Genomic DNA, 26,618 nt, shown 5'->3' with positions numbered 1-26,618 from the left:
TAAATATTCCTCAGCCAGTTTCAAGAATTGCTTGAGCAATTACTAGACTTTTAGGGGTGATATTAACTTTTGTAACTAAAGCATTAACTTGCTCTTATAAAGTATTAGCATTCCATATTTTGTAGAATGAAGTATATTTTTTGACTTTTGTTTTTTGATTTTCATCTAAATCTTGTTTGTTATTAAGAATATCTTGTAGTTTTAAAATAGTTTGTCTTTGTTTACATAGTTCTCGATTAGCTTCATCTATTTCTTTTGACATAAATTCTATAAAGATTTTTTTCTTTTCAGATACGTCTTTCATATTTCTAAAGTCAGGTTTATGACTTCCTGCTGGAATCGGAGGAGTTTCTAAGTGATATTTATCAGAGCTTGCAAAACTTATATTTATAAAAAATATAGTTAAAACAAAAAGTATTTACTTAAATTTATTAGATTCATATTTTATATTGTCTAAGAGTTATTTAAATACAATTGTAACAAGATATACAAAATACTTGTACATCTAAATTCTATAAGATTTTAATCATGATGAACTAGTATGTCACCAGGTTGACAATTTAGATATTTACAAATTGCTTCTAAAGTAGAAAACCTAATAGCTTTTGCTTTTTCATTTTTTAAAATAGATAAATTTTGTTCGGTAATTCCAATAGCTTTAGCTAAAGCTTTTGATTTTATCTGTTTTTCAATCATAATTTTAGCTAAGTTAACTCTTATAGCCATCAAATATCCTTAAATTGTTAAACATTTTCTTCAGCAAGTTCATGAGCTTTTTGCATAACCTTTGATATTGTTATAATCACTCTCCCACATAATAATGCTAGAATTTCGTTAGTACCAATTGATACACTTACGAAACATAATAGCTTAGAGTCAATGATATTAAAGGCTCAAAAATAATTTGAGCAAAAAAATAATATACTAATCCTCATCCTAATCTTTTGTATATCAAAACTACTTTCGAAGAAAAGACCTCAAGTCTCTCATAACACGTAAATAATTTGATTAAAAGAGCAATTATATAAAGTATTACTGAAACTGGTATCAAGCTAACTAAAAGCTCCATAATTCTAGTATCTAAAGCCATTGGTTGCGACATTTGATCAACATATTGCTGCGCTGTATCCGTGACATTAGGTATATATTCATTCTGTGCGAAAGCCCAAAATGTTGGAACAGATATTATTATCAATATAAATATTATTCTAAAAATATTTTTATAGAATTTACTAATTTTTTCTAAATTTTGCATAACTTTATTCCTTGTAATTAGTGATATGATATCTATTTTAGATAAGTTTTACTGTTTATCAATAATTATTTATTGTTAAACAGTATTTATTTGTAAAAATGTCAAAAAAATGAAGGGAAATAAAATATGTTTAGAAAAGTTTCATTAATGTTAATTCTTTGCTTTTTTATTAATTTATCAGTTGCTAATGATCTACAGGGTATTTTAAAGAAATACTAACTATAAGCAATTGAGTATAGAAGGTAAAGGAGAATTTACAGCTCCATACATGATTGCTAAAGTAAACAATAAATCTGCCTATATAGTTTTTGATTCTGGATCAAAATGAATAAGTATTTTTAATCATTCCGTTGAACAGTCAAAACTTAGTCAAAAAAATAGCTCTGACTATTCAACAAATATGGCAGGTCAAAAAATTAAAAATCAAAATGTACTATTAGATAAAATTCAGATAGGAGATATTATCCTTCAAAATGTCGAAGCCAATATTACTAACCAGCCTAAAAGGGAAGAATATCCGGTAGTTGTTATTGGTACAGATTTCTTAGCTAAATATAATGCAATTTTTGACTTTTCAGAGAATTTAATATATTTAAATAAAAAAGGTGTAACAGTCAAACAACACTATGTAATAGGACAATTATTACAAGAAAAAAACTATCTATCAATTAGCTTAACTAAATTGTTATCTCAGCATCAAACAATTGTAATAGCAATAAACAATAATTTACCAGTTAATTGTTTAGTTGATACAGGAACTTCTAATTTTACTATTTCAGACAAATATTTAAAAAGTATAGATCTAGTATCAACTAACCTCAGAAAACAATTAAAGCAACAGATGAAACATTGACAGTTGCAGATATTAAAATCAAGAACTTAATCTTAAATCCTTTGAATTTATTTTTTCAAGATAAAATTAAATTGACAAATGTAAATGCAACTGCTGCAAATATAGAGTCTATGAGTAAATTTCTGGGAGTAGTATGTATCTTGGGATATAAGGAATTAAAATTAAAGAAAGCAATCTATGATTTTTCTGCAAGTAGGATTTATATAATACTATAGACTGAATTTACTCTCTCATATTATCGTATGATAAAATTGAAAAGAGCTCAATTATTAAGTTTGAATAAGAATTTGTATAAGAGTATAGAGGATTATAATTAGTTAGGAATAACTTTGTTTAAGTTTTCGAACATAGTTGCTTGAAGAGCTACATAAACTTGTTCTTTGAAAGCGGCATCGATAGTTTGCCCTTTAGCTATTTGTCCTGCTATTTGCTTAGTAGCCGCGACCATTGCTTTAGCGACAGGATTTTCGCTATTTTGAGCAGCAGTGAAGTTACAAGCATTTTGGCCAAATAGTATGCTATCAGCATCACTTACTTGCTTATATATACTATTTTCAGCGATAGCATTAGCTACAGGAGCTGCTACTGCACTTGCAGGTCTTAACATTAAAGTATGATCTTTAACATATATAACACCTTCAGAACCTATAGCAACAGCGATAGCATTAACAGCCCAATTATTTCCAAGCTTATCTAAACCATATACTTTTAATATCACCAACATTAATGATATCTAAGAATTGAGTAAGAATAGATTCTACAGCTTTTTCATCAGATAAGTCACTTAAAATATTTCTTGCTGTAGCAATATTACTATTAGCTCTGATATCAAGTAAATCAGCTTCACATATTGATTGAGCAGTTCTAGGAGAAGCTATTTTCTCTTGAATTCCACTCTCTAAATCCCCTAGTGTAGTTACTGTATATGCAAGTGTATTTACATTTGCATATGTAGCGATAGCTTTATCACTGTTACCACCTTGAATAAGTTGGATAGCCTGAATAGTTAAATAGTTAGTTATATTATTGAACTCTATTGCAGTTTCAGCATCTTTACTATTGATGTTATATTGACCATTCCAAAGAGCAACTCTTGCACTCCAGAATTTATCTATATTATTTCTATAACCGATGTAATCAAGAGCACTAGCTGAATTCCATACGGTAGTCAACTCAGATGAAACAGGTTTAGCAATATCATTATAGTATGCTGTAGGACCATTTACAGTTATGTTTTTAACAATATTAAACTGAGCAATTTTTTCTTCAGCATAAGCTTTATCACCATTCTCAATACCTTTTAAGATATCAATTTTAGTGTTTATAGCTTTTAACACAGCTTTCTTTTGAGCTATTTTATGATCATAATTTAATTGTTTAACTTTTTTACCGACTCCTGAAACATTGTTTCTTTTTTCAGTTCATCTTTCGATAGTTTCGTTAATTTCATCTCTTTCAGCTCTATATTTTTCAAGACCTTGAGCAGCAGAAGCTTCGTCTTTCATATATATGTCTTTAGGTTTAACAGCATTAGGTATTTTAACTTTACCATTATTTGTTAAAACTAGACCTCTAGCTATTTTTCACCATTTGCTTGTATGTTAGCGGCGTCAGCAGCTATGCTTTTAACAGTATAAATTGGAGAATTAGGATCAGTATCAGCAGCTGTTTCAACTTTATTTGAATAATCAATGATAGAGTTGTTTACAATGTTAGCATTTAAATCATCTGCATAAACAGAAGTAGCTGCAATTGAACCTAAAAGAGCGATAGTGATAGTTTTTTTCATTCTAATCCTCATAATTAATAAAATATTAAATTAGTGTTACTAAAGTATTTAAAATGGCCAATAATTATATTTTATATTAATTTTATTTAAATATTAAAATTAAAATAAAATTCAAATAATTTATTTATAATTAAAAATACGGCCGAATATGTATGAATATTAGTACATAGGTGTAGTTAAATAGGCGATTTGGTAGTAAAATTAAAACTAATTTCAGAATTGTGAGAGTAATCAATAATATTTAAAATAAAATTAAGATATCTATTTGTAAGCTGGAGATTTATATAAACTTTTATACCATAAGAATATAATTGCAGCAGCAATTAATTTACAAAGACAAGGTAAAACACAGTATACAAATCTAAGAGCTATCTTAAGATTAGCAGAATCAGAAGCAAAAGAAGAGTTAATAATAGGGAAAGTTATAATCGTAGCTATTGCATAACTAAACTTAGCAATAAATGTGAGCATAGCATAATAACCGTTACCAAGCTCTTTTCGTTCTGGATAACTATCTATCCATTTAGCTAAAAGAATACTTGGAAGACATTAGCTCTGTAGCAAGTCCCGCACCAGAGATAAAGCTAATAATAGTAAAAAGGATATAGTCATCATTTCATAGTGCAAAAACAAAAGAAAATATGCTGACATAAAATAAAAGGGCATAACCCCACGTTTTAATAATTCCAAATCTTAGTGATATCTTCTTTATTATAGGAATAAATACTATTACTCCTAAGAAGTATGCGAATATATACAATCCTGTTAAATCTGGAGTTTTGAGAATATATTTACTAAAGAAAATAATAGTTACAGCAGGTAAAGTAGAACCAATAGCACTAACTGTATACCCTACAAATAGAAATATACCATCTCTATCTAGATGATTGATATAGTTTTTAATATTGAAACTATATATTACGTGCTTAGATTTATCTTCTAGATTAACTTTATTTATCCATTTTAAGAAAAATATACTAGATATGACAATTAATATTATTGCCACTATAGCATACAGAAAATAACCATTTTGGTGAGGCATTATAGCTAAAAAAATAGATAGTAATACAGGAGCTACTAACACTCCTAAAATGTTAAAAATTTCTCGGGATGAGATTATTACCAATTTGCTATTATCATCCCTCAACCAAAGAGCACCTTTATTTGTTGAGAATATTGTAATATAGCTAAAAGCCAATGTAGATAAAAAAAATTTCAAGGGCAAGATTTACTATAATATTTGTAAATACAGGGATACATATAATATAAACACCAGCTATGAATATAGTGATTATAGCTATTAGACTAATTTTACTAGGATAATGAAATTCATCACAATACCAACCTATTATAGGGTCAAATATAGCGTCTAATGTTCTTAGGATAAAAAGAGCTATACTCAAAACTACCAAATTTATACCAAAGTTTGAATGATAATATTCAGGTATAAATATATATGGGAATACTAGCAAAGGCTACGGGAAAAGCTATAAAGCATAGTTAAATATATCTGATTTTTTTATCTGCATATTATGAATTTAAGATCTGTATTTATTATATATGATATCACCATTGCTAAATTAGTTTAGGTTAAAAATAATTTATCCTGAGTAAAACTCGATATTTAAAATAATAATTAAACAATCAAAATTCTACTTTGAGTTAGAAATTTTTCTTATCATACCGGTCGATACTAGTTATAATCAAATTTAAAATAAAATTACTATGGATAAAATTGATGAATATCAGAAATCAACCCCATTTTTCTTGTTTAACGTACATCATGTTAATTTAAATTTATTTGGTTATAGTGTTAATCCTCAGAGTATGCATCAGTTTTAAATACTGCTGGTGTAATTATATTGTCCCCGATATTAGCTTTTATATATACAAAGCTAGGGGCGAAAGATTTTAGCTTACCATTTAAGTTTGCTTTGGGAATCCTATTCTGTGGTTTAGCATATGGTAGTATGTTTTTAGTTTGTATGATTAATGACCCTACAGCTAAAGTTAGTATACTTTGGGAAGTTTTAGCAATAACAGTGTTTTTCTCAGCTGGTGAATTATTAATCTCAGCTCTAGGATTGTCTTTAATGGCTAAATTATTACATCAAAGGGTAACTGGCTTTGCTATGGGAACATGGTTTATAACATCAGCTATTGGTATTAAGATTGGTACGACAATTGCTCAAGTAGTTTCAAGTGGTATACAGTATGATGAGTCAAAAGGCTTTGATATTCAAATGACGATAAGTAGTTTTCATAAATACCTGGAATTATTTGGCTAAGTTTCTTTAGTTGCGATAGTTTTTGCAATAATTGCTTTTATAATTGGCAAAAAACTTAATAAAATGATCCAAGATTATGACTATAACAATGTGGTCAACAGCTTTTATCGGAATACGTTATTTGATGCTAAATGGATTTAGTGCTGGAGGCTTATCATTAGCTAGATATGGTATAGCTAGTATTGTTATGCTTATAATATTTGTTAGACAAAAAAATAAAACTAAGCCTAATTTAAAAGATTTGTTGAGATTTGCTATTTTAGGCTTCTTTGGTTTCTTGCATATAATGTACTGTTAAATTTAGGAGAATCTAGAATTACGGCATCTAGTGCTAATTTTATTATAGCTCAGGCTCCTATAATTGTAGCTGTATTTGCATTTATATTCTGGGGTGAAAAAATTAATAAGTATGGTATTTTTGGATTTGTCTTAGCCATTATAGGTGCTGCAGTAATTTTTTGTTCAAAGAATGATACCTCATTTGAGTTTATTGGTATTTGCTTAGTTTAAGGAGCTTGTTTTTCAGGTGCCATTTACTCAGTTTTCCAGAAAAGTTTATTTATAAAGTTTCACCCAATTGAAGCTATTACCTATTATATTTGGTTTGGCACGATTATGTTGATGGTATATTCTAATGAGGCTTATGCAGAATTATCTACTGCAAATTTTACAAGTATCTTTGTTGTAATTTATATAGGAGTATTTCCTGGAGCATTAGGCTATTTATTTTTGGGTTATGCTTTTAGAAATATTCCTACAACAGTTGCTATTAGCTCGTTATATTTTATGCCTATTATTTCTTTATTTTTAGGTTGGATTTTCTTGGAAGAAACAGAAGCATATATATCAATAGTTGGTGGAATAATAAGTGTTGTAGGGGCTTTTATAATTAGTAAATATGGCTTAAATAAAAAAACTAACTAAAACTCTTAAATTGTTTGTCTTACCACATTCTAATAAAAATCTTTTTTGTCTATAATATCTGCAAGTTTTTAAATAAAGGATAAATATGCAAATAGTTGATCAAATGAGAGATCAGGCTCTTGAAGAGTTAAATCTTGTCAGTGATAAAAAATCTCTAGATAATATTCGAGTAAAATATCTTGGTAAAAAAGGTGAATTGATAGGTATGATGAGGCTAATAGCTACACTACCTAATGAAGAAAAGCCAAAGCTTGGTCAAGCTGTTAATATTGCAAAAGAAGCACTTCAAAATGCTATTAATGAAAAATTAGCAAAATTTGAAGAAGCAGAACTAAATGAAAAATTAGCAAGTGAAAAAATTGATGTTACATTAAAAGGAGTAGGGCAAAATCAAGGTTCTCTACATCCTGTAACAAAAACACTTAATCGTATAGAAGCTTTCTTTAAGCAAAATGGTTTTGCAGTAGAAGTAGGACCTGAGATTGAAAGTGATTATTATAATTTTGAGACTCTAAATATACCGTCGCATCATCCAGCTCGTGCTATGCATGATACTTTTTATATTGATGATACTCATGTACTTAGAACTCATACATCAGGTGTTCAGATTAGAACAATGGAAAAGCAACAGCCTCCGATTAGGATTATAGCTCCAGGTAGAGTATATCGTTGTGATTCAGATATTACACATACACCTATGTTTCATCAGGTGGAAGGATTGCTTGTAGATAAAGATGTTTCATTTGCTGATCTAAAAGGTTTGTTACATGCTTTTCTTAACTCATTCTTTGAAAAGGATCTAAAAGTAAGATTTAGACCATCATATTTCCCATTCACAGAGCCATCTGCGGAGGCTGATATGAAGTGTGTAATGTGCGATGGCAAAGGCTGTAGAGTTTGTAAACACAGTGGTTGGTTAGAGGTTCTTGGTTGTGGTATGGTGCATCCTAAAGTATTAAAAGCTGGGAATATAGATTCTGAAAATTACCAAGGATTTGCTTTTGGTATGGGTGTTGAGAGATTATCAATGCTTAGATACGGTATTGATGATTTAAGAATGTTTTTTGAAAATGATCTAAGATTTTTGAAACAGTTTTAATTATTATTTGAGGTTTATAAATGAAATTTTCACATAATTGGTTAAATGAATATCTAGGAGATACTCAAAATAGCCAAAATTTGGCAGATACTTTAACTTTAGCTGGATTAGAAGTAGATGCAATTGAACCAGTTGTCTCAGAGAAAGTCAGTGGTGCTGTGGTTGGTCAGATCAAGACTATCAATAAACATCCTGATGCTGATAAGCTCAATATTTGTACTGTAGATGTAGCAGAAGGTGAGTTTCTAACTATAGTTTGTGGTGCTAGTAATATATATGAAGGTATGAAAGCACCAGTTGCAAAAATTGGAGCTGTTCTACCAGGTGATTTTAAAATCAAAAAATCAAAGCTAAGAGGACAAGAATCTTTTGGGATGATGTGCTCAGAAGAAGAGCTTGGCTTAGCTGAAAAAGCAGACGGCTTAATGGATCTACCTGCAGATGCCCCAATTGGTGTTGATATTAATAAGTATCTAAATTTAGATGATAATATTATCGAAGTTGATCTAACTCCAAATAGAGCCGATTGTTTGAGTGTATATGGTATAGCCCGCGAAGTTTCTGCGCTTACAAAAACAGAACTTAAAGATTTGGAAATACTAGAGCCTAAAGTAACTATTACTGATACTAAAAATGTCAACATTACTGCAACAGACGCATGTTATGCATATTATGGTCGCATTATCAAAAATGTAAATAATAACGTCCAAACTCCATTATGGATGGTTGAAAAATTAAGAAGAAGTAGTATTGGAAGTATTTCATTTTTTGTAGATGTAACAAATTATGTATTATTACTAACTGGCCAACCAATGCACGCTTTTGATTTAGATAAGCTAGATGGTAGTATAAATGTTCGCTATGCAGATAATAATGAACAACTAACTCTTTTAGATGAAACAGAAGTTAAGTTACAGTCAGATACTCTAGTAATAGCAGATGATTCAAAAGCTCTAGCTATAGCTGGTGTAATGGGAGGTTTAGATTCATCAATAACTGATAGCACAACTAATATATTCTTAGAAAGCGCATTCTTTGTACCAGAAAAAATTGTTGGTAAGGCACGTAAATATAATCTACATACTGATTCATCACATAGATTTGAGCGTGGAGTTGATCCGCAATTAGCTAAAAAAGCGATGAAAATAGCTATCAAATTAATAAATGAAATTGCAGGTGGCGAAGTTGCTCCAATTTATGGATCAGAAGATTTAGAAAAGTTAAATAAAAAGAACAAAATTACTCTTTCTATTAAAAAACTAAATCGTGTATTAGGAACTGATTTTGGTATAGAATATGTAACAGAAGTTCTCAAAGCGTTACACATGGATGTAGAAACAAGCTTTGATAGTAACTGTATAGAAGTATCACCTCCTTCATATCGTTTTGATATGGTAATACCTGAAGATTTAATTGAAGAAGTTGCTCGTGTATATGGTTATTCAAAACTACCTGAAACTATGCCTAAGTATGCCGCAACTAAGATAAATATTTCTGAAACAAAGCAATCTTATGACATTTTAAACTCTAGATTAGTTGATAGAGGTTATCATGAAGCTATTAATTATAGCTTTATAGATCCTAAGTTTGCTGATTTTTTCTTTGAGCAAAAGGGTATAGCTATTAAAAATCCAATTTCTCAAGATTTATCTGTAATGAGACAATCTCTGATACCTGGATTGATCAATTCATTTAAGGCAAACACATCACGTCAACAAAATAGAATAAGAATATTTGAGAAGGGTGCTTGTTTTAAACTAGAGAATAATCAAAGAGTTCAACTTGATAGAATTACGGGTTTATCTTATGGAGAATTACTAAATCCAAACTGGTCTAGTACAAAAAAAGTAGACTTTTTTGATGTTAAAGCTGATATTGAAGCGCTCTGTGCTGATATTACCGATCTAAACTTTGAAGTGTGTGATGATGTTAAATGGCTACATCCTGGTCAATCAGCTTATATACTTGCTAGTGGTAATAAGATTGGTGTTATTGGTGTAATTCATCCATCAGTTTTAAAAACTTTCCAAATCAAAGCAAAAGTTCCTATAGTTTTTGAGTTAGACTTAGATGTTTTAGTTAACAAAAAAATACCTAGTTTTGAAAAAATTTCTAAATATCCATCTGTATCAAGAGATATATCATTCTTAGTTGATAAATCTGTACTTGCTGGAGATATTATCAAAGCTATCAATGACCTTAATATAAGCATACTAAAAGATGTAAGTATTTTTGATATCTATGAGTCTGACGAAAATACAAGAAAGAGCATAGCTTTAAGCATGCTTTTCCAAGATAATGATAAAACTTTAGATGATATAATTATAAACCAAGCTACAGATTCTACTTTATCTATTCTAAAAGATAAGTTTAACGCAGAACAAAGAGTTTAATTTTATGTTAGAATGAAAATACATAGTCATACTCTAAAGGATGAGTAAATGTTATTTCTAGCTGTTTGTTTTATCATCACAGGGATGATCGTTGGTATTCTTTCGGGACTTTTTGGTCTTGGTGGAGGGTCAACTATAGTTCCACTTATGATGGTATTTATATCGGTATATGAGCCTAGCTTTAGTGCTAATGCCATGCATATAGCAGTTGCTACATCTCTTTTTGTAATGATATTTACTTCAACTATTACAACATATTCGCATCATAGAGCCAATAATATAATATGGAGAGTGGCTATTCCTATAAAATATGGTGTCATAATAGGGGCTATTTTAGGAGCGATACTTGCAAGTTTTTTATCAAGTAAAGTACTAAAAATATTTTTTATAATATTTTTGATTTATGCAGTTATCAAATGGGCTGTTAAATCATTTTCTAAAAAAAGCAAGAGTAATAATATTAGTCAGAGAATAGAGCCTAAGATGGCATTATCTATTATCTATGGTGGCTTTACTGGTGCCATAGCTGTACTTCTTGGTATTGGCTCTAGTGTTATGATTGTGCCATTTTTAAAACATAAAAATTTTACTATGAGTCAGTCATCAGCAATAGCAGCGGCTGTTACACCTTTTATTGCTTTATTAGGAGCTATTACATATATAGTTACAGGTCTTTCAGATTCTATGCTACCAAAATTATGTCTGGGATATGTATATATTCCTGCGACAGTCGGTATGATTTTAGGTTCGCTAATTGGAGTCCCTATAGGTACTAGATTATCAGTTAAAATAACTCCTATAATACAGAATATTATATACTTTATATTTTTGATTATAATATTAATTATAATGTTAGTTAATAGTTGACATAACTACCTAATAGAGCTGTCTAATGCACAAAGTCGCTGTACCTATTTTATCTATCATTTTTTTATAAATGGGTATTCTGATAACTTAAGCAATGAGCAGCAAAATAATTATTCTTCAGATTTAACACAAACAGTTGATGATGTGGCTATGCAGTATGGAGAGTCATTAAATAAAAATAAAATTAATCAGATAAAAACCTACACTTATGATGATTTGATAAATAGTCAATTAAATACATCTTATCTTAAATATAAATCTTTAAATGGTTTTAGGGTTAATGAAGTATTTTCACATGCAATGCTAAATCCACTTAAACGTACAGGACATCCTCTATTTATGATGCAAGCTTGAAAAGATGGTTTACTAGAGGATGGATATATTTATACAGGTGGTAAAACAGCTTTTATTGATTGGAATAGGCTTCATGCAATACACAATCAAGGAGAAACTAAAGATTTTTCTTATTTTATAGATGGATATGTAGCTTCTACATTATCTAAATGGATTAGTGCTTTTGGTAGTCTTACTGTATATAACGATGGCGCTGGAACACACGTAATTCCTTATTCATGGTATAGAACAGTAGGAGATTTATCAGAGAGCAATATTTTTGGTTATGTAGCAAATTATGTAGTCATGTTTGGTAATTTTGATATTGTATCAAATTATGTTTCTACTTTAACCCGTTTATATTTTATGCAATCAGGAGGTAATGCAAACCTATCATATGCAACAGATAGTATTCTTCTGAATGCTGTTATACTTAACTCAAATACAAAAGGCTATTTTGGAACTACGAATGCTAATAGCAAGGGAGGTATTGGCTATACAACTAGTTTCTAAACCAAGAATTTGATTTTCAAGCTGAACTCCCTGAGGAGTTCCTGTTAAAATAACATCTCCAGCTTCTAAGGTAAAATATTCACTTAATTTAGCTATTAATGTTGGAATTTTAAAAATCATTGTTTTAGTTGAACCATTCTGCATAATTTGATTATTTACTTTCGTCTTTATAAAAAGATCATCTGGACGAATTTCATCTTTAGTAACCAAGTAAGGTCCTGGTGGGCAAAAAGAATCACAGCTTTTACCCATGTTATATTGCCCAGGTTGTTGAAATTGCAGTCCTCTTTCAGAAACATCATTAGCTATGCAATATCCAGATATGTATTCATTGGCATCAGATATTTTGATATTTTTCGCAGGTTTACTAATAATAACAGCAAGTTCGTTTTCATAATCTAGTTTATTACAGTTTTTGGGAATATATATAGGATCGTAAGGTCCTATGATACTACTCGAAGGTTTCTGAAAAAATATAAAATTAGTTGGTTTAATTTTAGGTCCACCAAAAAATTAACTCGCTCTAAATGATCTAAATAATACATTCCTATGGCGACTATTTTTCCAGGGTTATTAATGCAGCTAGATATATTATTTTTGTTTATACCTTTTGTTAAGTATTTATATCAATATTACTTATTGTAGAAGTAAGTTTAACAATATTTTTTGGTGAAATATCTGATACAAAATCTTTAATATTATATAAAATGTCTTTTGATAAGATACATGGATAAATATCATTATTATACTTATAATGTAGAAATTTCATGACAAATCCTTTTTATTGTTAAAATTTTAGATGTATTAATAATATTGGAACAAGTTGTAATTATAATTAATTTAATACTATAAAACTAATATTACACTAACATTTATTGAGACATTTATCGCATAATCCTCTTAACTCAAGATTCCAACTATCAATTTGATAAGGGGTAAGTTTTTGAAACTCTTTAAATATATCTAGATTACAAAAATGTGATTCATCAACAAAACCACAATTTTGGCAAACAAATACTTCAAAGCCTTGATGCTTGTGATTTTCTTTACATTTTACATAACAATTTTGACTTTCTATCCTATGGATAAAACCATGTTTTAACCAAAAATCTATTGCTCTATATACAGTAGGGGGATTTGTTTGTTTTTTTGCTGAAAGAATCTCTAAAATATCATAAGCACTTAGGGGAGTGTCTTGATTATAAATAGTTTGGAGTACTTGTTCTCGAGGTTTAGTAAATCTGTATTTATTCTTTTCACAGAAATTTTTAGCTATTTGTATACTTTTACTCATTAATAGAAGTCAAACTTTGTTTAATTTACTCAACAAAGTATAACTCATTTCTTATCATTTAATAAAATGTTATATTATAACACATTGTATGTTTGTATATTATATCAATCAAAATTTAACTACAAGAAAACTCTATATATGAAAAAATTACCTGTTACAGTTTTATCTGGCTTTCTAGGGGCCGGTAAGATTACTTTATTAAGTAATATTCTCAATAATAGTAATGGCTTAAAAATTGCTATGATTGTTAATCACATGAATGAAATAAATATTGATGCTGAGCTAATCAAAAATCATGATTCACATATCTCAAAAACTAAAGCAAAGATGGTTGAGCTTAGTGATGGTTGTATTTGCTGTACTCTGCGTGAAGATTTGTTAGTAGAAGTAGAGCAGTTAGCAAAATCACAAAAATATGATTATTTAATTATTGAAAGTACTGGTATCTCAGAACCATTACCTGTTGCGACAACTTTTGAGTTTAGAGATGAATAGGGTAAGAGTCTTGCAGATGTTGCTTATATAGATACAATGGTTACGGTAGTCGATAGTGTTAATTTTATGAATCATTACAGCTCTTGTAAATATCTAAAAAATACTGGTGAAAGCTTAGATGATGAAGGTGATAGAGCTATAATTGATCTTATGGTTGAGCAGATAGAGTTTGCTAATGTCATAATATTAAACAAAATTAATGGGTGCTCAACAGCAGAAAAAGAGACTGTCAAATCTATAATCAAAGGTCTAAATGTTGATGCTGAAATAATCGAAACAAATTTTTCAAAAGTTGATATCAATGAAGTTGTAAATACAAAAAAATTTAACTTAGAAGAGGCTGAAAATCATCCTTTATGGAGTAAAGAACTTTATAATTTTAAAGAGCATGTACCAGAAACGGAAGAATATGGCATTAGATCTTTTGTTTATCACTCAATAAATCCTTTTGATCCTATCAAGATAATGAATTTTTTTGATAATGTTGACTGGCTGGGAGTAGTCAGAGCAAAAGGTTTTTTTTGGTTAGCTACTAGACCTGATTATGTTGGAGAAGTTTCTCAAGCAGGTGCATTAGTCAGACATCAAGGCATTGGTATATGGTGGGCTAGCATGGACAAAGAGCAATAGTCAAATACTCCAGAATTTCAACAGATGCTAAAAGATAGATGGAATGATATCAGTGGTGATAGAAGACGAGAGATAGTCTTTATTGGCTTAAAAGATGAGATGAAAGATGAGCAAATAAAAGCTGCTCTAGATGATTGCTTAATAAATGACTACTGGGATAATCCAGAAAAATATACCAATTTAGCAGATCCATTTCCTACTTGGTTTGTGTCAGATGATGAAGAGGCTTAAAGAAGAGTGATTTTCAATTAACAATTTTACTTGTAATTTTATTTGTAACGGCAATCTCTGGATTATTTTCTTTTGTAAAGAAAGCAAATAATCCAAATGGATTTCATTTTCCTATTGGTGAAGCTTTAGCAAGTGGAGTGTTTTTAGGTGCTAGTTTAATTCATATGTTAAGTGATTCAGCTGGAGATTTCGCAGAGCTAAATATAGACTATCCATTTCCATTTTTGATAGCTGGGATAACTATTTTACTTTTCTTGTTGTTAGAACATATTGGTGGTGCATTATCAAAGAATAATAAAGGCAACTTATCTTTTATGGCTATAATGGCAACAATAATGTTATCGATTCATAGTTTCTTTGAAGGCGCAGCTTTAGGTCTATCTGAAGAGTTAAGTGTAGCACTTGTGATATTCTTGGCAATTATTGCACATAAATGGGCAGCAAGTTTTGCATTAGCTATAAATATAAATAAAACAAATATGAACTTTATAACGAGATTTATGCTTTTTACAATATTTGTAATAATGACTCCACTAGGAATAGTCTTTGGACAAGCTGCGCATAATTATGTCACAACCCCATTTATTGAGCCCACATTTACTGCTATAGCAGCAGGTACTTTATATATAATATGGGAACTTTACATGGTTTAGATAGATCCGTACTCGTGAAAGACTGTTGTAATACTAAACAGTATAGTTTTGTAATTATTGGTTTTGCAATCATGGCAGTAGTCGCTATTTGGACTTAGAAATTGACAATAATTTAGACTCTAATTACCACTATAATATTTATTATCTTTGAAATTCTCACAATAATTTATTGTACCATGCTCTAATATTCCTGATTTAATTTTATCATAGCAACTTTGCGTAGGTGCGGTAACAGTCATCAACATACAGTTGCTAGGATTATCATAGTTATTAGGTACTATATTACTCTGGAATATCTGATTTGGGAATTTGACTTTTAAACCACTATGAGAGCCGTACCAATCTGTCATTTGATCACCAATAGACATAAGCCAATATACATTTCTTTGCTCTGATAGGGCTTGTCTAAATGAATCTTTATAAGCGACTTTATCATTTGCACTTGATGCACAAAGGCTATTTTCAATCGAACCTGATAAAAATACATACTTATCAATCTGATTATCTGTAAGATTGAGATTATCTTTTAGCCATTTCGCAGTAGTAGTTGCTGAGGCAGTATTACAATACCTAGCAGTTATAAAATAGCAATCAATTCCATCTTTAAAACATTGTTTTTTGACAAAGTCAGTAATATATGGAGTTGGTTTAGTACCTTTGCTATGATAATCATCATTAAAAGAAGTTAACTCAAGAGTGTTATCAATGTCGAACATAATAGCAGGGTGTTTACCACTTTTCTCTATAGCTTTAATAAAACCAATATTTTTAAATTTGTATATTAGATTATCTAGACTATCTACTAATTTTTTTGCTGTTTGGGCATATTGAGAATTATCTGTATAATCATAACCTGTTCTGCTATCCATATACTTAAATACATCTGAGTTTTTGGTAATATTTGTAGTACATTGTTTAGCATTTTCTGGTAATTTGAAAGTATCACCATATTGTTCATCAAAAGCAGCTTCGAGTTGTGTAACTTTGTTATAAAGTTCTAGTGGATCAACATTGCTTTTATCATCCTCATTTGAGCATGATGCCAATATTGTTGTGCCTAATCCTAGTATTAATAATGTTTTCGATGTAGCTTTAAGTTTTTGCATAATAGTATATCTCCTTAGTATTAACTAAAATAAATCAAAAACAAGGACATAATAGTTTACAAATTCAAGAGATTAACCAGCTTTTATCAAATAAAAAAATATCAACAAAAGTCTATTTAAAAGATAGTAAATAAGTGTTATGATTGACGGTTACATTAAAGGAGTAAGTATTTTAAGTATACTTTCTGCGATCAGACTGCCTTTGCTTGTGGTCATATGCTGTGTGCTTTGAGTAGAGTCAGCTAATATTTTGTCAGCCCACTGATATATTTTTTTGACATCGTTGTGGCTATATAGAAAAGTAGCAATTTCATAATTCAAAAATAAACTACGGTTATCTAGATTAACAGAACCAAGCATGGCGATATTATCATCTATTAACACGGCTTTTGCATGGATCATATTCCTTGTAAAATGAACATCAATGTCATTTGCAAGAAAATCTCTTATATAGCTAGCCCTAGCACGATCAGCTAATTGATGATTAGATTTTTTAGGTGTAATAATTTTAACATCTATGCCTTTCTTTTTTGCCAATATAATTGAGTGATATAGTTCAGCTGATGGTATTAGATATGGAGTTATTATCCAGAGTTTTTCTTTGGCTGAATTAATAGCAGTAGTAAGCCCAGAATATAGTTGATCTTCTTGTAAGTCTGGTCCTGAAGGTATTACTTGAACAAAACCTTCCTGAGAAATAGTATTTTCAATTTTAAATTCAAGCTCTTCACTTGTAGCAAAGTGCCAGTCTGAGCAAAAAACTTTAAGAAAATATGCTAATGAATCTCCTTGGATTTTAAATAAAATATCATCCCACATTCCTTCATGTTCAATTGGCGACATATATTCATCACCAATATTCATCCCACCACTAAATACAGTTCGATTATCAAAAATATATATTTTACGATGATTTCTATAGTTAATATAGTTACGTAATGGATTTGATATTACCGGCATAAAAAATACAACTTGAGCACCTAATTTATGTAAGTTTTTAAAGATTTTTCTATTGTGACGATATACATAGAATGATCCTAAAGAATCTATCATCATTTTAACTTCGACACCTTCGGCAGCTTTTTTTTCTAAGGCTCTAATTACAAGCTTAGATGTTGTGTCATTTTTTAAAACATAAGTTTGTATGTAGATATTTTTCTTAGCAGCTTCAATCGCTTGCATAAAGGCTTCGAATGACTTAACTCCGTTAGTATACATCTCAAAAGAGTTCCTACTTGTTAAAGTCTGTAGATCCATATTTGTGAAAACATTGATTGTTTCAATCGGCAAATTTTTACAGCTATGACTTGTATCAATATAAAATGATTGTAGCTTTGATTCGCTAATATCCATATTTTCTTTTTGCCAAAAGCTACGCTTATCCTTACGTTGAAATATAAAGAAAAAAGGTATAGCTATATAAGGAATAAAAAGTATAGCGAGTAACCACGCTAGTATGTTCGAAGCAGACTTCTTATCAACTATTAATTTTAGAACAATCAATATTGTAAATGCCTGACAAACAAATAAGATTATATTTGCTTCAAGGATATATAGTAAATGTAGTAAGAAATTTTCCATTTATTTATATAGAGATAAAAATTATTAAGCTAGATTGTAACACAGCACTGATTTTCTAGGTAGCTTACATTAATGGTGTCAATATTTTCATTATACTTTCAACGATTAAACTTGTACGTTTAGTTGGTTGGTGAGATGCATCTTGTGTTGAGCCTTCTATTACAGTTTCTACCCATTCATATAATTTCTTAACTTGTTTAGATGAATATATAAAAGTTACTACTTCATAGTTCAAAAATAAGCTACGATTATCTAAATTTACTGAGCCTAAAATAGCTATGTTAGAGTCAACAAGTACAGCCTTTGCATGTAGCATGTTTTCAGTAAAATATACGTCTATGTCGCATTCGAGTAGATCTCTAATATAGCTTAATCTAGCTCGATTAATTATTTTATGGTCAGAATTTTTGGGTGTGATTACTTTTACATCTATCCCACGACATTTTGCTATGTAGTAAATCAAGTGATGGGATTAGGTATGGTGTTATAATCCATAACCGATGTTGAGTAGAGTTTATGGCAGTAATTAATCCAGCATAAAGTTGATTTTTATGCATATCTGGACCAGAAGGTATTACTTGAACGAAACACTCGGTTGTGATTTGATTCTCAATTTTGAAGTTTAGTTCTTCTGATGTTGCAAAGTGCCAATCTGAACAAAAAACCTTTAGAAAGTGGACTACAGATTCTCCTTCAATTTTGAACAATAAATCACTCCACATTCCATTATGCTTAGTCAGTGACTTATATTCATCACCTATATTTATTCCACCACTAAAAACGGTGTTATTATCAAAAATGAATATTTTACGATGATTGCGATAATTTATATAATTACGCAAAGGATTAGATATTATAGGCATAAAAAATACTATTTTAGCACCCAGTTTTCTTAGATTCTTAAATATTCTTTTGTTATGACGATAAACATAAAATGATTCTAATGAATCTATTAATATTTTAATATCTAAACCCTCAGCTGCTTTTTGTTCTAATGCGCTTATTACAAGCTTTGATGTAGTATCATTTTTGATAATATATGTTTGAATATAAATACTATGTTTGGCTGATTTTATAGCCTCTATAAATACTTCAAATGACTTTGTTCCATCAGTAAATATCAAATGAATTTCTCATAGTTAAAGTAGATAACTCAAGATTTGAAAATGTTCTAATAATATTAACAGGTAAGTCCTGACAACTATTTTGATATATACATGATTTATCAAATGATTTGGTATCATCCATACTCATTGCATTTTTTTACTAAAATTTACGCTTATCCTTACGCTGGAAAATAAAAAAGAATGGAATAGCAACGTAAGGAATAAAGAGTATAGCTAATAGCCATGCTAATATATTTGACGGAGATTTCTTATCAACAATAAGTTTTAAGACTACAAAAATGGTAAAAGCTTGGCATATAAACAAATTTGTATTTGCTTCTAAAATATATACCAAACTATTTAGGAAGCTTTCCATGGTAAAACTAAATAAAAGAAATATTTTATCACAATGATAGCAATCTATATAGCAATGTTATGTTGACCAAATCTACTCCAACAACAAGTCCCATAAAGATATTGTTAATAAGCATTATTTCTAAAAGATATTTTGAATTAGTTATAACACTATAGTAGAAAAAGCTTCCAAATATCATTAAGCCTAAAGCACCAATCAAAAGTATACGTAAAGGTGTAAATTTATCAGCGAGATATCCTGCAGGTATAGAAACTACTGAAAAAACAAAAAGATTAATAAGTATTAAACTAGCTCCATTTTCTATATGATTTAGCTGAAAGTAAGTTGGTAAATATAATGAGAAAAAACTAACTACCATAGCAAATATTGAGACTGCAGCTGTTGCTCTTACGATTGCGAGCTTTTCTGTTTTGAATAAATCAATTAATGGAACTTTGTGATGATTTTCCTTATTTAAAAAAGTGTTGGTTTCATGTATCTCTTTTCTAAACAAATAACTAATAATAGCAGCAAGGCCACCAAACATAAAAGCTACGCGCTAAGCATAATTATCAGTGAGAAAATGGGTTGTTATAATCTTTGTAATCTACGCAAAGAAAATACCAAAGTTAATAAAGCAAAAAATAATTCCACAAGCAAGACCGCCATTTTTAACTAAAGATTCCTTCACAAAAACTACAGCTCTTGGAATTTCACCACCAATTGCTGCTCCTTGGATAATTCGTAATATTACAAATAGTAATGTAGCCAATATACCTGCATTCTGATATGAAGGCAGTAATGCTATCAAAAAAGATACTAGACCCATAAATAGTATAGTAAGAATAAATGATTTTTTACGTCCATATCTATCACCAATATGTCCAAATAATATTCCTCCAAATGGCCTAGCAAAATAATCTACTGCAAAAACTGTAAATGCAGAAAGTGCTTGTAATGCAGGAGATCCCTCAGGTGGGAAAAATGTCTTGCCTAAGACAATTGCAAACATACCAAATATGACAAAGTCATAAAATTCTAACATTCCACCAATACTCGTTAGCAAAATCGTTTTAAAATCATCTTTTTTAAGCATATTTAATTAAGTATAATTAGAGTCAAATTGTAGTTATAATAGCGAAAATGCTAGTAATTTAAAATCATGAAGATTGAAAATGTCGCTAAAAGGAAAGTCCCAAAAGGACAGAAACTTTTGGCTAATATTAAAAATATAATCTTGGTTGCATCTGGTAAGGGTGGTGTTGGTAAATCGACAGTTACAGCTAATCTTGCAGTTAGTTTCGCAAAGATGGGTGCTAGTGTTGGTATATTAGATGCTGATATCTATGGCCCAAGTCAGCCAACATTATTTGATTTAAAACAAAATCCCAATACAACAGATAAGAAAAAAATCATTCCATTAGAGAAATATGGAGTCAAAATGATTTCTATAGGAAATCTAATAGATCCCGAATCAGCAGTCATTTGGCGAGGCCCCATAGTATCTAGGGCTTTGATGCAACTTTTGAATGATACTGACTGGGGAGATATTGATTATCTATTTTTAGATTTGCCACCTGGAACAGGAGATATCCAACTCACTATCTCTAAAAATATGCCAGTAACAGGAGCTATAATCGTTACGACACCACAAGACTTATCACTTATTGATGCAAGAAGAGCATTAGCAATGTTCCAAAAAGTTGATATAAAAACCCTTGGTGTCGTAGAGAATATGAGTTACTATGTTTGTCCAAAATGTGGTAATAATGATCATATCTTTGGTGAAGATGGTGCTCATCTGTTATGCGGTAAAAATAACATTGAATTTTTGGGAAATTTACCGCTACATAAATCTATCCGTGAAAATGCTGACAATGGAAAACCATATGTCAGTTTAGATAAAGATGATGCTATCAATACTAGCTATATGACTATTGCTAAAAATATTATAAATGAAATTGAAAAACTACCTAAAGCGAGTAGTTTAGATTCTATTGGTGTTAAATTAGAAAATTAAGAGAGAAATAATAGTAATGACTATAAAATCAGATAAATGGATCAAAAAAATGTCTCAAGAGCATAATATGATAGAACCTTTTGAGGCAGGACAAATTAAAGTTTCAAATAATCAAAAAATTGTTTCTTATGGAACATCCAGTTATGGATATGATGTACGTTGTGCTGATGAATTTAAAATATTTACAAATATAAACTCTTCGATAGTTGATCCTAAAAATTTTAATGATAAAAATTTTGTCGATTTTAAAGGAGATGTTTGTATTATTCCTCCTAATTCATTTGCATTAGCTCGTACAGTTGAGAAATTCAAAATCCCAAGAGATATTCTAGTAGTCTGCTTAGGTAAATCTACCTATGCTAGATGTGGAATTATTGTTAATGTAACTCCTCTTGAACCAGAATGGAAAGGCTATGTAACACTAGAATTCTCAAATACTACGCCATTGCCAGCTAAAATATATGCTAATGAGGGTGTGGCTCAGATGCTATTTTTCCAATCAGATGAAGAGTGTGAAACTTCTTATGCAGATAAGGGTGGCAAATATCAAGGTCAGGTAGGTGTTACATTACCTAAGTGTTAGTTTTTAGATTATCTATTCTACCTCTAATATCCTGGAATGCCCTTAAACCAAATAAGTGCATACTTGCATAAATATAATCAAAGATTCCTGCTTGTATAGCTTCATAGTTAGCCCATACTGTATCAGTTGTATACATATATAGCTGGATTGGTAAACCTTTCTCTGTAGGTTGTAATTCTCTTACAATAAACAACCAACCAGGCTCTATATGAATTTTTGGATGATCTTTCAGATAGTGTTCTAAGTATTTTCTAAACAATGTTGTATTAATTAATTCATCCTTATTACAAGAGTTTATAATATCATCCATGTAATTTAGTTTTCTTAAATTATCAAGAGTTTCTGCATCACAAAACTTGATACTATCAACATCAATATTAAAAGATCTTTTGATCTGTCTACCACCCATTTCAAACATTCCACGCCAATTTTTGACACTATTTGTGATTAATGAGTAAGTAGGGATATTGTAAATTGTCTTATCAAATCCTCTAATTTTTACAGTATTAATAGATATTTCTTGGACAGTTCCTTCAACTCCTAATGATTGTATACTTATCCAATCACCGACTCTAACCATATCCAAAGCTGCTACTTGTATATTAGTAGCAAAACCCAAAATTGTATCTTTAAACACTAACATTAATACGGCTGATAGTGCACCTAATCCTGTTAAGAAAGCAATAGGTGATTTATTTAGTAACAGTGATATTACTAATATTGTACCCACTAGATATAATAAAATCTTTACTACTTGAGCATAGCTTTTTAAAGAATAATATTTAAATTCATGCAAGGATTGAAAATAGCTAAAAATAGCATCAATCAAGGATATGAAAAAAGAAATTATTGATATTGTAATATATACCTCAGCTATTAGCTGGATAAAAGAAACTAATTGTTCAATCCATGGGTAAGTAGTACTACTTAAAAATCCAATTACAATATATATAAAAACAGCAGGGGCTATATGTGCTAACTTATCAAAAATTTTGTTTTTTATAAGTGACTTACTCAATGATGAATTTGCTTTAAAAAAAACTCTTTCTGCTAATGATGATATATATTTACTAATTATCTTATTTATTATCCAAGAAAATAATAAAATGGCTAACAAAAATACTATAAAAATCAATATAGCTACTGATGTTGAATTATTAATTAATTCCATATAGTACGTTTTTAACAAATCCATTATATTAATTCCTTTAGTTTCTATTTAGTTTCTTTACTTGGTAATAATTCTGCTATTTGAAGAACTATTCTTGTTAATAAGTCAGATTGTAGATAACTCCAAATCCTTTCTAATTCATTATTCTGTGCTAATTGAGTACTTGCGTTTGATTGCCAGAACATCTGAGCATTAACGGTACTATCAGGAACTACAGGAGTTTTAACCTTAGGCTTAACAACATTATATGTTATCGTATAAATAGCAAGGAATGTATTATTTGATGCACCACCTACAATACCAGTCATTTGAGTATTTTTCGTAGCTCCTTGAATATTTATTATATAGTCGGCATCTTTTTCTTCACTTTTATTTCTTAATACAGTTGCCTGATAGCCAATAAGTCTACGTCTTAACTCATTAATTAAACTAGGTGGTGCACCACCTGCATTGTAGATATAAAACTTAGTATCAACTAAGCTACTAAAATTTCCAGCATTACCATCCGCAAGATCTCCACGTAAGTGAAAACCACAACCAGATAAAAATGCTGCTGTTATTAATAAAAATAAAGTTCTGGCATAGTTTTTTATCATTGTGTATACCTATTTGACTACAATATTGATTAATTTCTGAGGCACATATATAACTTTTATTATTTGCTTATCTTCGATGAAAGTTTTAATATGCTCATCATCTAATACCTCTTGTTCAACTTGTTCTTTTGTTAATGAGCCATCTAATTCAAGTTTTGCTTTAACTTTGCCGTTAATTTGTACAACTAATAAAAAATCATCCTTCTCAAGAGCTTTGTTATCAACAGTAGGAAATTGTGTATGCAAAATATCTTCACCTAAGCCAATTTTTTGCCATAAATAATGACAAATATGTGGTGTGAAGGGTGATAATATTCTTAATAAGATACTAAAGCCTTCTGACTTAACACTATCTGATAAATTATCATAATTATTAAGCGTATTTAAGATTTTCATACATGCTGAAACAACCGTATTAAATTGACTTTTATCAAAATCAAAAATAGCTTGTTTAAAATTAGCATAGATCTCATAACGAGCTTTCTTATCATTTTTTGATAATTTAGTTAGATCTATAGTTATATTTTTAGCTAAGATTTCTTTGTTTGTATAAGCATAATTATATACTTTACGTAGGAACTTATTAGCTCCATCAACACCAGTTTCTGACCATTCAAGTGATTGCTCAGGAGGTGCTGCAAACATACTAAATAATCTAACTGTATCAGCACCATATTTATCAATAAGCTCTTGAGGATCAACAGTATTTCCTTTAGATTTAGACATTTTAGCACCATCTTTTAACACCATACCTTGAGTAAGTAAGTTTTTAAATGGTTCGTCAGATGAAACTAGTCCTTGATCTCTCATTAATTTATGGAAAAATCTTGCATATAAAAGATGCATAATAGCATGCTCAATACCACCAATATACTTATCAACTGGTAGCCAATAGTTAGCTTCTTCACTTAGCATCTTATCAGCTGTTGGGCATGTATATCTTGCATAATACCAAGATGATTCAAAAAATGTATCAAATGTATCTGTTTCTCTAGTCGCTGGTTTACCACAATGTGGACATGCCACATTCAAAAACTCTGACATCTCTTTAAGTGGAGAGCCTGCTTCTGTAAGAGTTACATTAGTTGGTAATTTAACTGGTAAATTTTCTTCTTTTTCTGGTACTAATCCACAATCATTACAGTGAATCATAGGAATAGGGCAGCCCCAATATCTTTGACGTGAAATACCCCAGTCATGAATCCTAAAGTTTGTAGTTTCATAACCTTTATCATTGTCAAAAAGATATTTTTTAATAGCTTGATAAGCTGTTTTAAAATTTAATCCATCAAATTCACCTGAATTAATCAAAATACCTTTTTCAGTAAATGCTTCTTTATCCAAGTCTAATTTTGACTTATTATCACTAGGCTTAATAACTTGTTTTAAAGCAATATTATATTTCTGTGCAAATTCCCAATCTCTCTGGTCATGTGCTGGAACTGACATTACAGCTCCAGAACCGTATCCCATAAGTACAAAGTTTGCAACCCATACATCTATAGATTCACCTGAGATAGGATGAGTCACTTTTATAGAAGTTTTAAAGCCTTTTTTTTCTTGAGTTGCCAAATCAGCTTCCATAGTAGAGATTTTTTTACATTCTTCAATGAATGATTTTAATTGAGAGTTTGTTTTTGCTTCTTCAAGAGCAAGAGGGTGCTTAGGTGCTATACCTAAATAACTAACTCCCATAAGAGTATCTGGACAAGTTGTAAATACTTCAATTTCTTGATCAGAGTTTTCAATTTTAAACTTAATTGTTAAGCCTTTTGATTTACCAATCCAGTTAGTCTGCATAGTTTTAACAGCTTCTGGCCAACCATCTAATTGATTAATATCTTTTAGAAGCTCATCTGCATAATCAGTAATCTTTAAAAACCATTGAGGAATCTCTTTCTTCTCAATTAAAGCTCCTGATCTCCAGCCTCTACCATCTACAACTTGCTCATTTGCAAGTACTGTTTGATCAATAGGATCCCAATTAACTACTGAATTTTTGCGATATGCCAAGCCTTTTTTATATAGCTGGATAAAGAACCATTGTTCCCACTCATAATAATTTTCATCGCAAGTTACGACCTCTCTAGACCAGTCAAAACTAAATCCAAGAGAATCCAACTGAGATTTCATATACGCGATATTACTTTTTGTCCATTTATAAGGAGACTTTTTATGTTTTATTGCAGCATTTTCAGCAGGTAATCCAAATGCATCCCAACCCATAGGATGAAGAACGTTTTTACCTTGCATCTTTTGGTATCTTGCAATTACATCTCCAATCGTATAATTACGCACATGCCCCATATGAAGGGTACCACTTGGATATGGTAGCATTGATAAGCAATAAAATTTTTCTTTATTCTTATCTTCTACAGCTTTAAAAGAATTATTTTCACGCCAATATTTTTGAGCTTGTTGCTCGATCTGAGTAAAGTTATATTCGCTCATTTAGATATTAATTCCAGTTAATAATTTATTGA

17 protein-coding genes and 10 pseudogenes are annotated in these 26,618 nt (G+C 30.0%); 11 read left to right on the top strand and 16 right to left on the bottom strand.

The window, feature by feature from the left end:
* Positions 1–94: 94 nt before the first annotated feature.
* The 3 genes and pseudogenes from FNO12_RS10540 to FNO12_RS04940 all read right to left on the bottom strand — a co-directional run bounded on the left by FNO12_RS10540 (position 95) and on the right by FNO12_RS04940 (position 1,255).
* Positions 95–304 carry a hypothetical protein gene (locus tag FNO12_RS10540; RefSeq protein WP_014714946.1) on the bottom strand — a complete coding sequence of 70 codons (210 nt, stop codon included), beginning with the start codon at positions 302–304 and terminating at the stop codon, positions 95–97.
* Positions 305–522: 218 nt separating this feature from the next.
* Positions 523–726: a helix-turn-helix domain-containing protein gene (locus FNO12_RS04945; RefSeq protein ID WP_014714945.1), complete on the bottom strand. Its 204-nt coding sequence runs from the start codon at positions 724–726 to the stop codon at positions 523–525.
* Between the two features lie 17 nt (positions 727–743).
* Positions 744–1,255, bottom strand: a pseudogene (locus FNO12_RS04940) (DUF2975 domain-containing protein).
* Between the two features lie 126 nt (positions 1,256–1,381).
* Between FNO12_RS04940 and FNO12_RS04935 the strand changes: the two are divergent.
* Positions 1,382–2,323: pseudogene (locus FNO12_RS04935) on the top strand (retroviral-like aspartic protease family protein).
* A gap of 98 nt (positions 2,324–2,421) precedes the next feature.
* Here FNO12_RS04935 and FNO12_RS04930 read toward each other — a convergent pair.
* The 3 genes and pseudogenes from FNO12_RS04930 to FNO12_RS10530 form a co-directional block, all read right to left on the bottom strand.
* Positions 2,422–3,897, bottom strand: a pseudogene (locus FNO12_RS04930) (hypothetical protein).
* A gap of 261 nt (positions 3,898–4,158) precedes the next feature.
* Positions 4,159–4,368: a hypothetical protein gene (locus FNO12_RS10535; protein WP_030005613.1), complete on the bottom strand. Its 210-nt coding sequence runs from the start codon at positions 4,366–4,368 to the stop codon at positions 4,159–4,161.
* 145 nt (positions 4,369–4,513) lie between these two features.
* Positions 4,514–5,300 (bottom strand): annotated as a pseudogene (locus FNO12_RS10530) (MFS transporter).
* Positions 5,301–5,643: 343 nt separating this feature from the next.
* On the opposite strand from FNO12_RS10530, the pseudogene FNO12_RS04920 reads away from it, so the two are divergent.
* The 6 genes and pseudogenes from FNO12_RS04920 to FNO12_RS09650 all read left to right on the top strand — a co-directional run.
* A pseudogene (locus tag FNO12_RS04920) lies at positions 5,644–6,260 on the top strand (POT-type proton-dependent oligopeptide transporter); the annotation flags it as partial.
* Between the two features lies 1 nt (position 6,261).
* Positions 6,262–7,109: pseudogene (locus FNO12_RS04915) on the top strand (DMT family transporter).
* Between the two features lie 85 nt (positions 7,110–7,194).
* Positions 7,195–8,208 (top strand): phenylalanine--tRNA ligase subunit alpha, encoded by a 1,014-nt coding sequence (gene pheS / locus FNO12_RS04910; RefSeq protein WP_014715472.1) that lies wholly within the window; start codon positions 7,195–7,197, stop codon positions 8,206–8,208.
* Positions 8,209–8,228: 20 nt separating this feature from the next.
* Entirely contained in the window at positions 8,229–10,601 is a 2,373-nt protein-coding gene (pheT, locus tag FNO12_RS04905) for a phenylalanine--tRNA ligase subunit beta (protein WP_014715471.1), read from the top strand.
* A gap of 48 nt (positions 10,602–10,649) precedes the next feature.
* Positions 10,650–11,468, top strand: a complete 819-nt coding sequence (locus FNO12_RS04900) for a sulfite exporter TauE/SafE family protein (RefSeq protein WP_014715470.1) — start codon at positions 10,650–10,652, stop codon at positions 11,466–11,468.
* A gap of 144 nt (positions 11,469–11,612) precedes the next feature.
* The gene (locus FNO12_RS09650; RefSeq protein ID WP_030005611.1) at positions 11,613–11,822 is read left to right on the top strand and encodes a hypothetical protein; all 210 of its coding nucleotides are present in this window, start codon (positions 11,613–11,615) and stop codon (positions 11,820–11,822) included.
* 417 nt (positions 11,823–12,239) lie between these two features.
* On the opposite strand, the gene FNO12_RS04890 is transcribed toward FNO12_RS09650, so the two are convergent.
* The 3 genes from FNO12_RS04890 to FNO12_RS04885 form a co-directional block, all read right to left on the bottom strand.
* Positions 12,240–12,743, bottom strand: coding sequence for a fumarylacetoacetate hydrolase family protein (locus FNO12_RS04890; RefSeq protein ID WP_231138798.1), 504 nt, complete (start codon positions 12,741–12,743; stop codon positions 12,240–12,242).
* Between the two features lie 184 nt (positions 12,744–12,927).
* Positions 12,928–13,083, bottom strand: a complete 156-nt coding sequence (locus FNO12_RS09545) for a hypothetical protein (protein ID WP_030005609.1) — start codon at positions 13,081–13,083, stop codon at positions 12,928–12,930.
* Between the two features lie 96 nt (positions 13,084–13,179).
* On the bottom strand, positions 13,180–13,608 hold the full coding sequence (locus FNO12_RS04885) for a Fur family transcriptional regulator (RefSeq protein WP_014715469.1): 429 nt from the start codon (positions 13,606–13,608) through the stop codon (positions 13,180–13,182).
* Between the two features lie 138 nt (positions 13,609–13,746).
* Here FNO12_RS04885 and FNO12_RS04880 point away from each other — a divergent pair.
* Positions 13,747–14,964, top strand: a pseudogene (locus FNO12_RS04880) (GTP-binding protein).
* A 23-nt stretch (positions 14,965–14,987) separates the two neighbouring features.
* Positions 14,988–15,715 (top strand): annotated as a pseudogene (locus FNO12_RS04875) (ZIP family metal transporter).
* A gap of 21 nt (positions 15,716–15,736) precedes the next feature.
* Here the strand turns inward: FNO12_RS04875 and FNO12_RS04870 are convergent.
* The 4 genes and pseudogenes from FNO12_RS04870 to FNO12_RS04855 all read right to left on the bottom strand — a co-directional run.
* The gene (locus FNO12_RS04870; protein ID WP_014715467.1) at positions 15,737–16,723 is read right to left on the bottom strand and encodes an HAD family hydrolase; all 987 of its coding nucleotides are present in this window, start codon (positions 16,721–16,723) and stop codon (positions 15,737–15,739) included.
* Between the two features lie 150 nt (positions 16,724–16,873).
* Entirely contained in the window at positions 16,874–18,304 is a 1,431-nt protein-coding gene (cls, locus tag FNO12_RS04865; RefSeq protein ID WP_014715466.1) for a cardiolipin synthase, read from the bottom strand.
* 64 nt (positions 18,305–18,368) lie between these two features.
* Positions 18,369–19,786 (bottom strand): annotated as a pseudogene (gene cls, locus FNO12_RS04860) (cardiolipin synthase).
* A gap of 73 nt (positions 19,787–19,859) precedes the next feature.
* A pseudogene (locus tag FNO12_RS04855) lies at positions 19,860–20,861 on the bottom strand (MFS transporter); the annotation flags it as partial.
* 63 nt (positions 20,862–20,924) lie between these two features.
* On the opposite strand from FNO12_RS04855, the gene FNO12_RS04850 reads away from it, so the two are divergent.
* Positions 20,925–21,785 carry an Mrp/NBP35 family ATP-binding protein gene (locus tag FNO12_RS04850; RefSeq protein ID WP_174805283.1) on the top strand — a complete coding sequence of 287 codons (861 nt, stop codon included), beginning with the start codon at positions 20,925–20,927 and terminating at the stop codon, positions 21,783–21,785.
* A gap of 16 nt (positions 21,786–21,801) precedes the next feature.
* Positions 21,802–22,368, top strand: coding sequence for a dCTP deaminase (gene dcd, locus FNO12_RS04845; RefSeq protein WP_014715464.1), 567 nt, complete (start codon positions 21,802–21,804; stop codon positions 22,366–22,368).
* Here dcd and FNO12_RS04840 read toward each other — a convergent pair.
* Genes FNO12_RS04840 through leuS form a run of 3 tightly spaced genes read right to left on the bottom strand, consistent with a single transcriptional unit; the run spans position 22,358 to position 26,586 of the window.
* On the bottom strand, positions 22,358–23,563 hold the full coding sequence (locus FNO12_RS04840; RefSeq protein WP_014715463.1) for a mechanosensitive ion channel family protein: 1,206 nt from the start codon (positions 23,561–23,563) through the stop codon (positions 22,358–22,360). The genes dcd and FNO12_RS04840 overlap by 11 nt on opposite strands.
* A gap of 20 nt (positions 23,564–23,583) precedes the next feature.
* On the bottom strand, positions 23,584–24,135 hold the full coding sequence (locus tag FNO12_RS04835) for an LPS-assembly lipoprotein LptE (RefSeq protein ID WP_014715462.1): 552 nt from the start codon (positions 24,133–24,135) through the stop codon (positions 23,584–23,586).
* Between the two features lie 9 nt (positions 24,136–24,144).
* Positions 24,145–26,586 (bottom strand): leucine--tRNA ligase, encoded by a 2,442-nt coding sequence (gene leuS, locus FNO12_RS04830; protein WP_014715461.1) that lies wholly within the window; start codon positions 26,584–26,586, stop codon positions 24,145–24,147.
* Positions 26,587–26,618 lie beyond the last annotated feature (32 nt).

It is taken from the genome of Francisella orientalis FNO12 (assembly GCF_001042525.2).
Lineage (GTDB): Bacteria > Pseudomonadota > Gammaproteobacteria > Francisellales > Francisellaceae > Francisella > Francisella orientalis.
This window is presented reverse-complemented; position numbering and strand designations above follow the sequence as displayed.

Excerpts from the sequence above, each read along its gene's own strand:
- FNO12_RS10540 (WP_014714946.1), bottom strand. The coding sequence starts at position 304 with ATGAAAGACGTATCTGAAAAGAAAAAAATCTTTATAGAATTTATGTCA.
- FNO12_RS04945 (WP_014714945.1), bottom strand. The coding sequence starts at position 726 with ATGGCTATAAGAGTTAACTTAGCTAAAATTATGATTGAAAAACAGATA.
- FNO12_RS10535 (WP_030005613.1), bottom strand. The coding sequence starts at position 4,368 with ATGCTCACATTTATTGCTAAGTTTAGTTATGCAATAGCTACGATTATA.
- pheS (WP_014715472.1), top strand. The coding sequence starts at position 7,195 with ATGCAAATAGTTGATCAAATGAGAGATCAGGCTCTTGAAGAGTTAAAT.
- pheT (WP_014715471.1), top strand. The coding sequence starts at position 8,229 with ATGAAATTTTCACATAATTGGTTAAATGAATATCTAGGAGATACTCAA.
- FNO12_RS04900 (WP_014715470.1), top strand. The coding sequence starts at position 10,650 with ATGTTATTTCTAGCTGTTTGTTTTATCATCACAGGGATGATCGTTGGT.
- FNO12_RS09545 (WP_030005609.1), bottom strand. The coding sequence starts at position 13,083 with ATGAAATTTCTACATTATAAGTATAATAATGATATTTATCCATGTATC.
- FNO12_RS04885 (WP_014715469.1), bottom strand. The coding sequence starts at position 13,608 with ATGAGTAAAAGTATACAAATAGCTAAAAATTTCTGTGAAAAGAATAAA.
- FNO12_RS04870 (WP_014715467.1), bottom strand. The coding sequence starts at position 16,723 with ATGCAAAAACTTAAAGCTACATCGAAAACATTATTAATACTAGGATTA.
- cls (WP_014715466.1), bottom strand. The coding sequence starts at position 18,304 with ATGGAAAATTTCTTACTACATTTACTATATATCCTTGAAGCAAATATA.
- dcd (WP_014715464.1), top strand. The coding sequence starts at position 21,802 with ATGACTATAAAATCAGATAAATGGATCAAAAAAATGTCTCAAGAGCAT.
- FNO12_RS04840 (WP_014715463.1), bottom strand. The coding sequence starts at position 23,563 with ATGGATTTGTTAAAAACGTACTATATGGAATTAATTAATAATTCAACA.
- FNO12_RS04835 (WP_014715462.1), bottom strand. The coding sequence starts at position 24,135 with ATGATAAAAAACTATGCCAGAACTTTATTTTTATTAATAACAGCAGCA.
- leuS (WP_014715461.1), bottom strand. The coding sequence starts at position 26,586 with ATGAGCGAATATAACTTTACTCAGATCGAGCAACAAGCTCAAAAATAT.